We start from the raw sequence: 14,145 nt of genomic DNA on the forward strand, positions 1-14,145 counted from the left end.
ATTGTCTATTAATAACGTGCAGTCAGCACTTTTTTGCGCGTATAAAATTCGACACCATCACGGCCGTTAGCATGAAGGTCCCCATAAAATGACTTCTTATATCCTGAGAATGGGAAGAACGCCATTGGAGCCGGGACGCCTAAGTTAATGCCAAGCATTCCTGCATCGATGTCGTCGCGGAACTGACGTACTGCCTTCGCGCTGTCTGTATACAGGCAGGCACCGTTTGCAAATTCCGATTTATTGGTAATTTCTATAGCTTCTTCAAGTGTGTTGACTCGAACAACCGATAATACTGGGGCAAAAATCTCTTCATTCCAGATTTTCATGCCTGGCTTCACTTCATCAAAAATCGTCGGCCCGATGAAATATCCATCTTCATTAGGTGACTCATCAGTGCGGCCGTCGCGGATCAGGCGGGCTCCTTCCTTTTCACCTGCTTCGATGTATTGAATCGTTTTTGCTTTATGGGAGTCACGGATAACCGGTCCCAAAAATACCCCTTTTTCGATCCCGTTGCCAATTTTGATTTCGTTTGCTGCCTTCACTAAAGAATCCACAAGTTGATCCCCAATTTCACCAACTGCCACTACGACTGCGCAAGCCATACAGCGTTCTCCTGCCGAACCAAATGCAGCACCGAGAATGTTTGTGACCGCAACGTCAAGATCTGCATCCGGCAATACAATAGAGTGATTTTTCGCACCTGCGAGAGCTTGTACACGTTTACCGTTGGCTGCAGCAGATTTATATACATATTCGGCAACCGGCTGTGAGCCAACAAAGGAAACGGCTTTCACTTTTTTATGGTCAAGGATCCCGTTCACCACATCGTGTGCTCCATGCACCACGTTCAGGACACCATCCGGAAGCCCTGCTTCCTGAAATAGTTCTGCCAAGCGATTGGCGAGCAATGGCGTACGTTCGGACGGTTTTAATATAAATGTATTTCCGCAGGCAATGGCGAGCGGGAACATCCAGCAAGGAACCATCATCGGGAAGTTAAATGGGGTAATACCTCCGACGACTCCGATTGGATAGCGGTACATGCCAGATTCGATGCCAGTTGCGATATCTGGAAGCTGAGTGCCCATCATCAATGTCGGGGCGCCGGCTGCAAATTCAACACATTCAATCCCCCGCTGCACTTCACCGTAGGCTTCATCATAGCTTTTTCCATTTTCCTTAGTAATCAGGCGGGCTAATTCCTCCCAATGCTCGATGAGGAGCTGCTGATAGCGGAACAGAATCCGTGCACGCTTTGGCACGGCTGTCGTTTTCCAAGTCTGGAACGCTTCTTCTGCCACGGCGACCGCCCGATCCAGATCCTCGCGGTTTGAAAGTGGTACAAGGCTAAGTATTTCACCTGTCGCCGGGTTAGGTACCGCCTCTGTTTTATCGGAAGTGGAAGCCAACCACTGGCCTCCAATAAAGTTTTTAAGAATTTGAGTAGCTGTATTTGAAGTCATTTTATGATCCTCCTTTTTAGTAAACGCGTTTATAAATTTATTGTTTGGGCTGGCTGAAAGTCAAAGTTATAGCAGTGGTGGTATAAATCGACCATTTCCTGAAGTGTCGGAACCCTTGGGTTATTGTCAGGGCTGCCGCTTGCAAGGGCATCGGTAGCCATTTTTTCAACGACCTGTCCGAATTTTATTTCATCGACTCCCCATGCTTTCATGTTTGGAATCTTTAAATCAGCGCAAAGCTGCTTAATTTCCTTGATTGTCACATCAGCAAGCTCTTCATTTGATAGCGCTTTCAAATCTGGTGCAATAATACGTCCTAGTTCTGCCAATGAATCTATTGCATATTCTTTTGTAAATTCCAGAACGGCCGGGAGCAGCATTGCATTGGATATACCATGAGGCACATGGAATAAAGCTCCTATTGGACGGGACATCCCGTGCACTAGCGTTACAGAGGCGTTGGTAAACGCAAGACCTGCCTGCATTGAGGCAATTGCCATTTTCTCTCTTGCTTCGAGATCATTACCATTCTGATAAGCAGTTCTTAAGTATTTCATGACACTTTCTATAGCTGCCGCCGCCATATTTTGTGTTAACGGCTGGGAAAGGCGCGATATATAAGCCTCAATTGCATGGCACAGGGTATCAATCCCCGTTGCAGCTGTTACATGGGACGGCGTTGAAAGCGTAAGTGACGGATCAACAATCGCCACAGATGGAAGAAAGGCATGATGTTTAATCATCATCTTTATATCTAGCTGTGTATTAGTGATAACGGTTACATTTGTAACCTCTGAACCTGTACCTGCTGTCGTCGGAATGGCAATCAGCGGAAGTGGTTCTTTATTAATGGAAGTTTTCCCTCTCATATCGCCTATATAGCCCCCATTTGTGGCGAGTACAGCCACCGCTTTCGCTGCATCAATGCAGCTGCCGCCTCCAATTGCCACGATTACATCACATTTTTCTCTTTTGCAAAGATCCAGCGCCTCGGTGACATGCTGATCAGTTGGTTCACTGTTGACATCCAAATAGAATACAAAAGTAAGATTGTGCTGTTCGAAATACTCGATGCAGCGTTTAACATGGCCCAGTTGTTCCATGATCCGGTCACTTACAAGAAGTACCTTGCTTCCATGTTCTGCTGTTAGCCTTCCAAGCTGGCTGAGTGAATTTTGACCGTAAAATACAGCTTTAGGCATACGAAACTCTGAAAATTCTTTCACATTTTTCCCTCCTTGCATCTGCTTACTACATAATGATGCAAGAAGCGTGCCAACTAAAAAATCTGATTTACTAGGCGGTTTTCACCTCTGAGTGTCCGGCATTCAGGACAATCACGTCCGAATTATGTCCGATTTTCTGACACTTCACTTCAATAGGTTGTACTTTTTTAATTTTTCATAGAGAGTTGACCGCTGAATGCCAAGGTTTCGTGCTGCCGACGCTTTATTTCCATTCGTCTCAGAAAGTGCTTTAATGATGGCATCCCTTTCACTGCTCCAGATCCTTTCTTTCAATTCATCTAGCACATTCTGCTTAGTATCCAATTGGCTGGGCAAATCTGCGGGTATAGGATGGCTGAGAAAATGGGCAGGCAGGTCGTCTGCGGTAATTTCCTGGTTTTCTGCTAAACTGACAAGCATTTCAATCGTATTAAGAAGCTCCCTAATATTCCCTGGCCAACCGTATTCACATAGTAATTTCATGGCTTCTGGCGAAAAGAACTTTTGAGGCATGTTGAACTTTTCACAAAACGCGGAAAGGTGATGCGAGAGCAAGGCGGGAATGTCTTCTTTTCTTTCACGCAGCGGTGGAAGGTTCAACCGGATAATGTTCAGGCGGTAATACATGTCTTCTCGGAAGGTCCCTTTTTTGACCATGTCTTCGAGATCCCGGTTGGTTGCTGCGACGATGCGCACGTCCACCTGCTGCCGTGATACTCCGCCAACACGTTCCACTCCGCGATCTTGCAGCACACGGAGAATTTTTGCCTGCATCGGCATTGGCATGTCCCCTATTTCATCGAGAAACAACGTCCCTTTGTGCGCCACCTCGAATTTCCCGGGCTTTCCACCCTTGCGCGCGCCAGTAAATGAACCTTCTTCATAGCCAAATAACTCCGCTTCAAGCAGGTTTTCTGGGATAGCCGCGCAATTTACGCTGATAAAAGGACCTTCCGCAAAAGGACTTAACTGATGAATCGCTTCGGCAAAAAGCTCTTTGCCCGTTCCGCTTTCTCCTGTGATCAAGACTGTAGAAGGAGTGGCTGATGCTTTCTTTGCAGTCTTTTTTACAGAGAGGATCGCTTCACTGTTTCCAATGATTCTCTCAAAATAACCGTTAATCTTTAGATGTTCCTGGGAAAGCAGACCGTTATTGGCCACTTTACGCGATAATTCCTGCATCCGACCTAGGATGTTATATAGCTCGCTTACCCCTTCAAAAATAAGCATCCCGATTGCTCCGATCACTTTTCCGTCTTTTCGGATTGGAATGCGGTGAACGACCATATCCTGACCTTGTATGCGCTGGATATAACCTCTTTCCTCCACTCCGGTAACACTAACAATATGCAAGCGTGTATTATCAATGACCTCGGTCACATGCTTTCCAATCACTTCTTCTCTGCTTTTGCCGATAAAACGGCAATAAGCGTCGTTAAATTCATGGACGACTCCAGCTGAATCAATGACAGCGATCCCTTCGTAAGCGCTTTCCAAAATAACACTTAATGTTTCTGCCGTATGAACGGTCTCCTGCAGTTGCGCCAGGCAATGAAAATATGAATGAAGAATATCCGTCCTGGTTAAGATCCCGACTAGACACCCTTGTTCGTCCACAACAGGCAAGCGCCCTACAGGAATTTTCCAAGCATCCGAAATCGAATGTTGTGGCCCTATCACAACAATAGACGTATTCATCACTTCAGCAACAACCGTATCTGGGGATCTTCCTTCTGTAAAGCATTTCATCAATCCAGACTTTGTAATTAGGCCGATAACATGTCGATCTGGCGATATGACAGGCAACCCATCAATTTGATGGGTTTCGAGTAGGGAAATCGCCTCACGTAATGTTTGGGTTCCCAGCAAGGTAATCGGATTCGGTGTCATCCATTTATATACGGACTCTTCATTTTTCACTTTGTCATAATTTGCTTCAGCACTTTTTTTATGATCTACAATCATTTCTCAGACCTCCAAAATCGGCAGCCTTCTTCAAAACAAACTACCGGGTTGGCTTCATTATACACAAAATATTCAGAAATTGTATTATTTTTAGACATCTGTCCATTACACAGGACACTTTAGCCAACATCACGAGTGATAAACAACAAAATCGCTAGCGCCATCTCGAGCGGAGTTGTAAAAAACATCGTCTTTTTCCACATAAAACTACGCAAGTAAATAAATAATTTACCTCTCGTGCAACCAGCCATGTAGTCGGAGAGATCACTTAACGTCTATTATTATTCTCCCAACAAAACTTGAGTGACAGATTCTTTTACTTACATGTATAGATCAGCGTCAAAACGTTGGGTTGTACCTCAGTCTGCACCTTCCAGTTTAGAGCCAATATCGAAAAAGAGGCATTGCGGAATTCACAATGCCTCTACTCTTATTTCAGTGTGGCTAGACCTAATTTCATATGTTTGTCTTTATCTGCCTTCTCAATATATGAAAGAGTGATGGCCCCTTCTTTTTCATATTTCACATGTATAACCTAGCTCTTGTTCTCTTAACATCGTTCAGGAAAATGCAAAGAAACTTTTTTCATTTCCATTGGATACATGTCATTATTAATCACTAAAAAACAAGTAAAAAAGCAGAAGTACTTATGAAAGTATTTGTACCTATGTTTTTCTGTATAGTTAAGCAATTTTTTTAAGATATACGTGATTTATAGCGATATCCGTTATTGCGTCCCCAACTTCCACATTATAACCTTTAACCGATTCATAAAACCCTGAAATAACATTAAGAAGAATCATATCTGTTAAATTTTTTCTATTTTTGTTATCCAAATGAACGATTAGTTTACAGTTATAACATTCAACGTCCTTAATAGCATGGAATATGCCATTAATAGTCAGATAAATCTGACCGTTCATCATTTCGCTCTTAACTATCAGCATTAATAAACACAAAAACACCGCACTTTCTTATTGTTTTATACAATTTATGCGCGGCATTTCTTTAATATGATTCTTGTTAATTATTTTGAAATTTTGAACGAATCTATTGAAAACATCCCCGTAATATTTCTAAGGGAGGCTGTTATTTTCCTATCCATATCTTAGTGAAAAAAAAATATCCTACCCTTTAGAGTTGCAAGGACGTATACCATTCAGAAGTTGCTGAAGACTGAAAGTTTCAGTTAATATCAAGCATTTGACTTGATTTATTCGTTTCATAATCAAACCCCTTCTGCTCTCATATACAATGAAAAGCGGAAGCCTAAACAATTATTATATATTTATATGTTTAAAACAACAACAACATTGATATATATTTTATTCTTGTTGTTAAATACAAATTATTTAATAGATGGAGGTCGTTATAACTCTTTCCTATGGGAGATATATTCCAGAGAAATGTGAACATTAAAACTGGACAGGCCCCAGTAATTTCATATATGCCGCGGCCTTTATAATCTAATAGCAGAGGGTATGTTAAATCCAGGGGATGTTGTTTATGTAACCTTTTCATGCTGTTTATTCATCGTCTTTTTCTTTTGACCATGATCATTTATTCTTGTGTTAAACAATATTTATTAGTTCTTTCTTGCTTTACGATTTGTTGCGGTAATGTGTACTATGACATTTGTAAAACTTTTCCTTACCTTTACCAACATACCTTTATTAAAATAGGCGGTTTAGCTTCCAAATTGATGCGTTAATGATTCCTAAACAATCAATAATTACGATATTATGGCCGCAAATTTTACTTTTTTTTTCTGCAATTTGCTGTGCAATCTTTGTATTAAGCATAACATCACCTCTAGATGTATGTGTGCTTGGCATCTAAAAAATGGTTCTTACGGGGAATTGGTGAAGGCTTCGTTTGGAAATTATTAAGGTATAGGAGATGAAAAAGAAGAGAATTATATGATGCCCTCTCACTACTTGCCATTACCGGATACTTCCCTGCAATAACTCTCCATTTACCTGGAAAGAAAAAAATCAAAATGATTATGAACCAACAAATCAATCAGTTTGTATCAGCAAAACGAAGAACGTTCGTAAATAATTTAAAACTTTTACGAACGCAAGAAGGAATTACTTGGTAGGAGACAGACCAAAAAGCAGTCTTGGCTTTCTGCTCAAGACCGCTTTTTCTTATAAGATATTAATTACACTCTTCACCGACTGAACAGATTGGTCAAGTGCAGCTTTTTCATCCAGCGTGAGCGGAAGTTCGATGACACTCTCAATTCCATCGCCGCCAATCACTGTTGGAACGCCTAAATATAAATCACTGTAGCCGTATTCGCCCTCCAGATACGCAATGGAAGGCAAAATCCTTTTTTTATCCCGGACGATGGCTTCAGCCATTTGTACAAGTGCTGCAGCAGGGGCATAATACGCACTTCCGTTGCCAAGCAGTGAAACAATCTCACCGCCGCCTTTTCGAGTCCGTTCCACAATCGCATCCATCCTCTCTTTCGAAATAATTTTCTCAAGTGGAATACCGCCTGCATACGAATAGCGGACTAGCGGAACCATATCATCACCGTGACCGCCAAGCACAAATCCAGAAATGTCTTCAACAGAAATGTTTAATTCTTCTGCGACAAATGTATTAAAACGAGCTGTATCGAGCACGCCTGACTGGCCGATGACACGATTTTTCGGAAAACCGGTTGTCTTGTAGCAGACGTAGGTCATCGCATCCACCGGGTTACTCAGAACAAGAATATAACTGTCCGGCGCAAACTTCTTCACCTGCTCCGATACGTGGCGCATTACTTTCGCATTCGTTGATACAAGATCATCCCGGCTCATGCCCGGCTTACGCGCGACGCCAGCGGTGATAATGACGAGATCGGCATCTTGAATGTCTTCATAGTTTGATGTGCCGGTAATTTTTGAGTTAAAACGCTGAATCGGGCCGGTTTCCAGCATATCGAGCGCTTTTCCTTTTGTCGGATTTTCCTGCTCGGGAATATCAAGCAGTATAACATCTCCCAGTTCTTTTTGAGCCGTCATTAACGCCACCGTTGCCCCTGTGTAGCCCGCGCCGATGACGGCAATTTTCGTTCGTTGAAAAGCCAATCGAAATCCTCCTCTCCTGCTTTATGTATTTCGTTTACTACTGATCTTCTTGTTTTTTATCGGGTTTTTGCACACGCGGTGTCCGGCTTTTTGCCAGCAATTCTTTTTGATCCGAGACCGGTTCTTTTGGTGACATCATATTATGAACGGACGGATCTGGACGTGGGATAACGTGTACCCCCACCAACTGGCCGACTCGCTTGGCTGCTTCCTTTCCTGCATCCACTGCTGCCTGTACCGCACCGACATCACCTTCAACGATAATCGTGACGAGACCGCCATCGACGTTTTCCTGTCTGACAATGCGGACATTTGATGCTTTGACCATGGCATCGGCCGCTTCGATCGAGCCGATCAGTCCCATTGTCTCGACCATTCCAACTGCCTGACTCATGTTATTCACCTCTTTCGACTTCCATAGAATCGATAATGCCGATGATGACCGCATCAATTGGGATCGGATTTTCCCGCATAATAAACCGGGAGGACCCGCCGCTTGTCACGAGAACTCGATCGCCAATACCGGCCCCAATGCGGTCCGCTGCCACAATCGGGTGTGTTACATATTCTCCATCTGGCTGAATCGGCTGGACGATGAGCAGCTTCAGCCCCTGAAGACCTTCTTCTTTTCGCGTCGCCCACACATTTCCGATTACTTTTCCAATACGCATGACTGCATCACCTATTCTTTATTTAGTGAACGTAATATCTTTGCCCAGCTCCCGGGCAGTGTCTATAGCAAGCGGTGTAACAATCGTACCTTTTCGAACGATAATTTCCGCTTCCTCTATTGACTGCACATGTTCACGTGATAACAGCTTTTGCTTAAATTCATATGCCTGCCTGACCGGCTGAAAAGAAGGAGGAGACACTGCCTGCACACCTGCACTTTCGTTTATGATTGTTCCCGGTGCGCGGGACGTAATAAATCCTGCATTTGCTTCGTCTGTATCGATATGCATTTCAAGCCGGTACCGTTCAGATACGCGAATGAGCACTTTTTCAATCGATAATGGGCGCTCACCGCTTATTTTCACGGTCACGAATTCACCGTTCTGCACGTTAAAACGCTGTGCGTCCTGAGGAGACATGTGAATATGTGCCTGAGCAATAATCAGTCCTTCAGAAAGCGTAAGGCTTCCTGCCGGGCCAATGAGCGTTAGCGGTGCGGACCCTTTTATGTCACCGGATTCCCGGAGCGGGGGGCGGACGCCAATTTTCGTCGCATCGGTCCAGCTGATTTCTGCCTGTGTAAGCTTGCGGGAAGGGCCGAGCACGCGGACACGCTCAAGACTCCCTTTTGGACCCGCAATTACAACCGTCTCATTGGCCGCAAACTGGCCGGGCTGGGACAAATTGCTTTTTTTCGCCAGTTCGTACCCTTTGCCGAACAACCCTTCCACATGCTCAGGCGACAAGTGAACGTGACGGGCTGAAACGGCTACGGGAATCGTGCCGTCCGGAGGCGCAGGGACGGTTGTTTGTCCAAGCTGCGCCATTACGTCGGCGACGATGCGTTCAATCATTTGCCTGTCCATTTAGTTCACGCCTTTCTATGAAACATGCTTAGTTTTGTTCTTTCGGCAAAATCATTTCCAGTTCGTTATGAGGTCTTGGAATAACGTGGACAGACAGCAATTCGCCTACGCGCTCTGCTGCTGCTGCGCCAGCTTCTGTTGCGGCTTTCACCGCACCAACGTCACCTCGGACAAGAACTGTTACAATCCCGCCTCCAACATGTACTTTTCCTACTAGGTTTACGCTTGCTGCTTTTACCATCGCATCTGCTGCTTCAATGGAACCTATAAGACCTTTTGTTTCAATCATTCCTAATGCTGTACCTTCTCTATTCATCTTGTTTCCTCCTAATAAATGATTTATTTTAGAATTTCTTTAACGATCTGGCTGACAAGTTTGCTGACCATCTTCGGATCAACGTCCGGCGCACCGTTCATTGATTTCAATACTTCTTTTACAATGTCTTCTGTCGCGTCGCTGTTTTTTGACGAAACTGTTGTTGTTTGCTTTGGCAAGTCCACTTCTTTAATGCCATACGCCATTCGTTTAATATTCAGCAAATGCTTCGCGGATACGTTATCCGAAGTAATATTGCCGCCGAACGTGCCGCAGCCGAGTGTCATCGATGGCAAAAGTCCGGTCGTACCGCCAACAGCACCAACTGACGACATCGTATTGACAAGAATTCGGGACACCGGCATATCAATAGCAAATTCCCGGGCGACATCATCATTTTCAGTGTGAAGCGACAAGCTATGGCCGCGGCCACCGAGATATAAAAGCGACAGGCAAAGCTCTTTTGCATGGTTGCCGTCGCGGGCGGTATACATCGCAAAAACTGGTGACAATTTTTCCATTGAGAACGGGACGTCTTTGCCAATTTCCGTTTCTTCACCGATGATGACACGTGTGCCTTCTGGAATAGTAATCCCGGCAAGATCCGCAATCGACTGCGGGCTTTTGCCAACAATTTTTGGGTTGATCTTGCCCGGCGCCAACGAAATGGCTTTTCCCATTTTCTCTTTTTCTTCTGCGTTTAACACGTAGGCACCATTTTTCTTCAGTTCTCTGAGCACACGTTCCTTCACGTTATGATCAACAACAATCGCCTGCTCGGTCGCACAGATTGTGCCATAATCGAATGACTTGCTGTTGACAATGTTTTCAACTGCTTTTTCGATTTTAGCAGTACGTTCGATGTAAACCGGCACATTGCCCGGTCCAACACCGTATGCCGGTTTGCCAGAGCTGTATGCCGACTGCACAAGCGCGCTGCCGCCGGTCGCTAAAATAACGTTTACATCTTGGTGCGTCATTAGCTTTTGTGTTGCTTCCATTGATGACTTCGTCAGGCATTGAATGAGCCCTGGCGGCGCGCCGGCTTCAACGGCGGCTTCCTCGCATACTTTCAAGGCCGCATCTGTACATTTCACCGCGTACGGATGCGGACTGACAACAACCGCATTTCTCGTTTTCAATGAGATTAATGTTTTGAAAAACGCAGTGGATGTCGGGTTCGTTGTCGGAATGATCGCTGCCACAACACCGAATGGCGCAGCGATTTCAACCACTTTTTTCACTTTATCTTCGCCGACAACACCGACTGTTTTTAAGTCCTTAATGCTTTCATAAACGGCTTTTGACCCGACTTCATTTTTAATTGTTTTATGTTCAGGTACGCCCATTCCCGTTTCTTCAACAGCCATTTTGCCGAGTTCAGCGGATTTTGCATAGGCGGCGTCCGCTACGGCTTTGACGATACGATCAACCTGTTCCTGTGAAAAGGACATGTACTTTTGCTGAGCGCTTTTCGCATTTTTCACGGCGGTACGCATTTCCTGAATCGCCAGTAAATCTTTATCCATCGTGATGGTCACCTGTCTCACTCCTTTCTGTTAATAGCTTTTCGGTGCGGCGGCCATGGTCAGCACTGTCTGACGGAATGCATCTGCTGCTGCCTGGCACGCGGACTGGCTTCCTGTCAGCAGCCCGCCGCTAAAGTTTGTTTCTGATGGCGGCGCAACCCATTCACAAAGCTGAACATCTGCTGCCTTTAACGCGGCATCGAGGCCAATTGTGGCCTCAACCGGTGGGGCAATTAAGTAAGCAAGCGCCTCTCCCTCCGTCACACCTGCAAGCTTTGATAAAAAAGTGCCGCTTCTTGAAATCGTATGCGCGTAAAAGGAATGGCCTGGATCACCGTTAATCGCTTCAAAATACGCGTCGCTTTTCACTTTAATCTGTACGGCGTCGAGCGCGCTTTTCACTTCTTCCGGCGACGGTCCGGCGAGAATTGCGATAAATTCGCCTGAAAGTGGACCGGATGCATGTGTGGCGCCTGCATAAAAGCTTTTTGCGTAGACGACATCGACGTCCGCTTTTTTCGTTGCTTCATCCGCCGCTGTATATCCTATATCATCAATCGTTGATGTAAATAACGCGATGCTTCGCTGGTATGGCTGTAATTTGAGCTTCTCAGCAAGTGCTGCATCGACATTTGGAATGACTTGAATGGCCGGCAACTCTGCGAAAATTTTATGTGCCGTCATGATCAGCCCTCCTTTTTCACGAGCAAAACACCGCTCGCTTCATATTTCAGAATTTTTTGAATGAGTGTGCCAAGATAGGCGCCTGCTTCAACAGGGGGGATGCCACCTTTATGAATGTTCGATACAACCATCCGATCCGCTTCTATCGTCCCGAAGCGCGGCTTATAGCATAAATACGCGCTGAGTGACTCAGCTGAAACAAGTCCTGGCCGTTCACCGATCAGCAAAATGACCACATCCGGCTGAAGGATTTCGCCGATTTCATCCATTAAGGCAACGCGTCCTTTATCGACGTAAAAAGGTGTTCCCGTCTGAATGCCTAAATTTCCGAGTGACTGAACGAGAGATAAATACACATCTTCCGCGTTTTCCTCAATCGCTTTTGCACTCAACCCATTAGAGACGATAATTTGCACGCTTGGTAAAGACTTGCATTTCTTTTTAATCATCTCTTTTGCTTCATCGGATAATTTCCGGCCAAGATCCGGGCGGCGAATATATTCTTCTTTATCTTTGACACGTGTCTGCACCTGAAATAAATCTAGCTCCTTTAGCAGCTCGGCCGATACTTCTCCGTATACAGCATCAACCGCTGCCGCATGATCAAAACGAAATTGAAGCCATGTACTCGTTTTCGGTCTTGATCCTGCTCGGCCGACTGCAATGCGTGCCGGTGTTTTCATTTGCAATTCCGCCGCCAACTTAGCTTCTTTTGAGACTGTTTCCTTCTTCATTTGTTTCAACTGCTGTTTTTTTGGCATCGTTTTGTGAAAGGTGACCTTACCGCCTTCTTCTTTTGCCGAAGCCGATTCAATGAGCGCGCCGTTTGGTTTTTCACTGCGAAGCTGCACGGATATTTCTTTCTTTTTATGCGATTCGCTAGACTGTAATTTCTCAACGACAAGCTTTGTAATGGTTTGAATGAGCTTTTCATTCATCAACATTCACCCCCTTTTCATGAAAATAATGAAATGTTACCGGCGTTTGGACCAAGGCGTCCATTTTCGTATATGCCCATTTTTTCAAGCCACTCAAGAAAAATCGGTGCCGGTGTTTTGCCAAATATCTGGTTTAATGTGGCCACATCGTGATAGCTCATCGACTGGTAGTTCAGCATGCAGTCGTCGCCCATTGGCGTGGCGATAATGAAGTTCACACCGGCCGCCGTCAGTAAAACACCGAGGTCTTCAATGTCATTTTGATCGGCTTTTATGTGGTTCGTGTAGCAGATGTCAACGCCCATCGGAATGCCGTGCATTTTGCCCATAAAGTGATCTTCAAGACCTGCCCGGATGACCTGCTTGCTGTTATACAAATATTCCGGACCGATAAAACCGACGACCGTGTTGACGATATACGGGTCATAGTGGCGGGCAAAGCCGTAGTTTCTTGATTCGAGCGTCAGCTGGTCAATGCCAAAATGCGCTTCCGCGGACAATTCTGAACCCTGCCCCGTTTCAAAGTACATATGCTGCGGACCGGTACCTGTTCCCTGTCGTTTCGCCAACTCATTTGCTTCCGCAATCGACTCAGCAGAAATGCCGAATGAACGGTTTGCTGCTTCTGTTCCGGCGATACTTTGGAAAATCATATCTGCCGGTGCACCCTGTTCGATTGCTTTCATCTGCGTCGTCACATGGGCAAGTACACAGTTTTGCGTCGGAATCTTCCATTCTTGAATAAAATCGTATGTCGCGTGCAGAAGCCGCTTAACACTTTCAACGGAATCATCAACCGGATTAATGCCAATAAGCGCGTCACCAATTCCGTACGATAGACCGTCTTTTAGCGATGCGATCATCCCATCGACATTGTCGGTTGGATGGTTCGGCTGCAGCCTTGATGAAAGCGTGCCTTTATGGCCGATCGTAATGTTGCAAGTTGTTAAAATCTCGATTTTGTTTGCCGCATGAACGAGGTCCAGATTCGACATCAGCTTTGTGGCCGCTGCAATCATTTCGCTGTTCAGCCCTTTGCTGATCCGCTTCAGCTCTCTGTCGCCTGTGTCATTGCTTAAAATGTATTCGCGCAGTTCCGCGACGCTCCAATTTTTCATCTGCGAATAAATCTTTTCGTTTACATCGCCTTCAATAATGGCGGATACTTCATCCTGATCCGCCGGCAAAAACGGATTGCTGCGTATATCAGCGAGCGTAATGTCACTGAGAACTGTTTTTGCGGCGATACGTTCCTGCACCGTTTCCGCTGCCAGCCCCGCCAGACGGTCGCCGGACTTTTCTTCATTTGCTTTCGCAAACACTTCTTTTAAATCGGTGAAGTGATATACTTCGCCGCCAAGCGTCGTTTTTAGCTTCAAGCTGCTTATGCCTCC

13 protein-coding genes and 1 pseudogene are annotated in these 14,145 nt (G+C 45.3%); 1 reads left to right on the forward strand and 13 read right to left on the reverse strand.

The window, feature by feature from the left end; translation table 11 throughout:
- Nucleotides 1-8 precede the first annotated feature (8 nt).
- From QFZ72_RS27360 to QFZ72_RS27375, 4 genes are all read right to left on the reverse strand, one after another.
- Nucleotides 9-1,469, reverse strand: coding sequence for a CoA-acylating methylmalonate-semialdehyde dehydrogenase (locus QFZ72_RS27360; RefSeq protein WP_307440103.1), 1,461 nt, complete (start codon nucleotides 1,467-1,469; stop codon nucleotides 9-11).
- Between the two features lie 29 nt (nucleotides 1,470-1,498).
- Nucleotides 1,499-2,695, reverse strand: a complete 1,197-nt coding sequence (locus tag QFZ72_RS27365; protein ID WP_307440105.1) for an iron-containing alcohol dehydrogenase — start codon at nucleotides 2,693-2,695, stop codon at nucleotides 1,499-1,501.
- Between the two features lie 144 nt (nucleotides 2,696-2,839).
- Nucleotides 2,840-4,660, reverse strand: coding sequence for a sigma-54-dependent Fis family transcriptional regulator (locus QFZ72_RS27370; RefSeq protein WP_307440108.1), 1,821 nt, complete (start codon nucleotides 4,658-4,660; stop codon nucleotides 2,840-2,842).
- A gap of 683 nt (nucleotides 4,661-5,343) precedes the next feature.
- Nucleotides 5,344-5,583 carry a hypothetical protein gene (locus QFZ72_RS27375; RefSeq protein WP_307440109.1) on the reverse strand — a complete coding sequence of 80 codons (240 nt, stop codon included), beginning with the start codon at nucleotides 5,581-5,583 and terminating at the stop codon, nucleotides 5,344-5,346.
- Nucleotides 5,584-6,021: 438 nt separating this feature from the next.
- Here QFZ72_RS27375 and QFZ72_RS27380 point away from each other — a divergent pair.
- Nucleotides 6,022-6,165: pseudogene (locus tag QFZ72_RS27380) on the forward strand (glutathione-dependent formaldehyde dehydrogenase); the annotation flags it as partial.
- A gap of 645 nt (nucleotides 6,166-6,810) precedes the next feature.
- Here QFZ72_RS27380 and mdh read toward each other — a convergent pair.
- The 9 genes from mdh to QFZ72_RS27425 are packed head-to-tail and all read right to left on the reverse strand — an operon-like array spanning nucleotide 6,811 to nucleotide 14,130.
- A complete protein-coding gene (mdh, locus tag QFZ72_RS27385; protein WP_307440111.1) occupies nucleotides 6,811-7,746 on the reverse strand; it encodes a malate dehydrogenase in 936 nt (311 codons plus the stop codon).
- Between the two features lie 37 nt (nucleotides 7,747-7,783).
- Nucleotides 7,784-8,140: a BMC domain-containing protein gene (locus QFZ72_RS27390; RefSeq protein WP_307440644.1), complete on the reverse strand. Its 357-nt coding sequence runs from the start codon at nucleotides 8,138-8,140 to the stop codon at nucleotides 7,784-7,786.
- A gap of 1 nt (nucleotide 8,141) precedes the next feature.
- A complete protein-coding gene (locus QFZ72_RS27395; RefSeq protein ID WP_307440113.1) occupies nucleotides 8,142-8,417 on the reverse strand; it encodes a EutN/CcmL family microcompartment protein in 276 nt (91 codons plus the stop codon).
- A gap of 18 nt (nucleotides 8,418-8,435) precedes the next feature.
- Nucleotides 8,436-9,284 carry a phosphate propanoyltransferase gene (gene pduL, locus QFZ72_RS27400; RefSeq protein ID WP_307440115.1) on the reverse strand — a complete coding sequence of 283 codons (849 nt, stop codon included), beginning with the start codon at nucleotides 9,282-9,284 and terminating at the stop codon, nucleotides 8,436-8,438.
- A gap of 28 nt (nucleotides 9,285-9,312) precedes the next feature.
- On the reverse strand, nucleotides 9,313-9,600 hold the full coding sequence (locus QFZ72_RS27405) for a BMC domain-containing protein (protein ID WP_307440117.1): 288 nt from the start codon (nucleotides 9,598-9,600) through the stop codon (nucleotides 9,313-9,315).
- Between the two features lie 23 nt (nucleotides 9,601-9,623).
- Nucleotides 9,624-11,129 (reverse strand): acetaldehyde dehydrogenase (acetylating), encoded by a 1,506-nt coding sequence (locus tag QFZ72_RS27410; RefSeq protein ID WP_307440646.1) that lies wholly within the window; start codon nucleotides 11,127-11,129, stop codon nucleotides 9,624-9,626.
- Between the two features lie 30 nt (nucleotides 11,130-11,159).
- Nucleotides 11,160-11,813: an ethanolamine utilization microcompartment protein EutL gene (gene eutL, locus QFZ72_RS27415; protein ID WP_307440119.1), complete on the reverse strand. Its 654-nt coding sequence runs from the start codon at nucleotides 11,811-11,813 to the stop codon at nucleotides 11,160-11,162.
- Nucleotides 11,814-11,815: 2 nt separating this feature from the next.
- A complete protein-coding gene (gene eutC / locus QFZ72_RS27420; RefSeq protein WP_307440121.1) occupies nucleotides 11,816-12,751 on the reverse strand; it encodes an ethanolamine ammonia-lyase subunit EutC in 936 nt (311 codons plus the stop codon).
- A gap of 17 nt (nucleotides 12,752-12,768) precedes the next feature.
- On the reverse strand, nucleotides 12,769-14,130 hold the full coding sequence (locus QFZ72_RS27425) for an ethanolamine ammonia-lyase subunit EutB (protein WP_307440123.1): 1,362 nt from the start codon (nucleotides 14,128-14,130) through the stop codon (nucleotides 12,769-12,771).
- Between the last annotated feature and the right edge of the window lie 15 nt (nucleotides 14,131-14,145).

It is taken from the genome of Bacillus sp. V2I10, from assembly GCF_030817055.1.
Classification (GTDB): Bacteria; Bacillota; Bacilli; order Bacillales; family Bacillaceae; genus Bacillus_P.

Bases quoted from the DNA above. Each gene is read 5' to 3' on its own strand.
- QFZ72_RS27360 (WP_307440103.1), bottom strand. From the start codon at position 1,469: ATGACTTCAAATACAGCTACTCAAATTCTTAAAAACTTTATTGGAGGC.
- QFZ72_RS27370 (WP_307440108.1), bottom strand. From the start codon at position 4,660: ATGATTGTAGATCATAAAAAAAGTGCTGAAGCAAATTATGACAAAGTG.
- QFZ72_RS27375 (WP_307440109.1), bottom strand. From the start codon at position 5,583: ATGAACGGTCAGATTTATCTGACTATTAATGGCATATTCCATGCTATT.
- QFZ72_RS27390 (WP_307440644.1), bottom strand. From the start codon at position 8,140: ATGAGTCAGGCAGTTGGAATGGTCGAGACAATGGGACTGATCGGCTCG.
- QFZ72_RS27395 (WP_307440113.1), bottom strand. From the start codon at position 8,417: ATGCGTATTGGAAAAGTAATCGGAAATGTGTGGGCGACGCGAAAAGAA.
- pduL (WP_307440115.1), bottom strand. From the start codon at position 9,284: ATGGACAGGCAAATGATTGAACGCATCGTCGCCGACGTAATGGCGCAG.
- QFZ72_RS27405 (WP_307440117.1), bottom strand. From the start codon at position 9,600: ATGAATAGAGAAGGTACAGCATTAGGAATGATTGAAACAAAAGGTCTT.
- QFZ72_RS27410 (WP_307440646.1), bottom strand. From the start codon at position 11,129: ATGGATAAAGATTTACTGGCGATTCAGGAAATGCGTACCGCCGTGAAA.
- eutL (WP_307440119.1), bottom strand. From the start codon at position 11,813: ATGACGGCACATAAAATTTTCGCAGAGTTGCCGGCCATTCAAGTCATT.
- eutC (WP_307440121.1), bottom strand. From the start codon at position 12,751: ATGAATGAAAAGCTCATTCAAACCATTACAAAGCTTGTCGTTGAGAAA.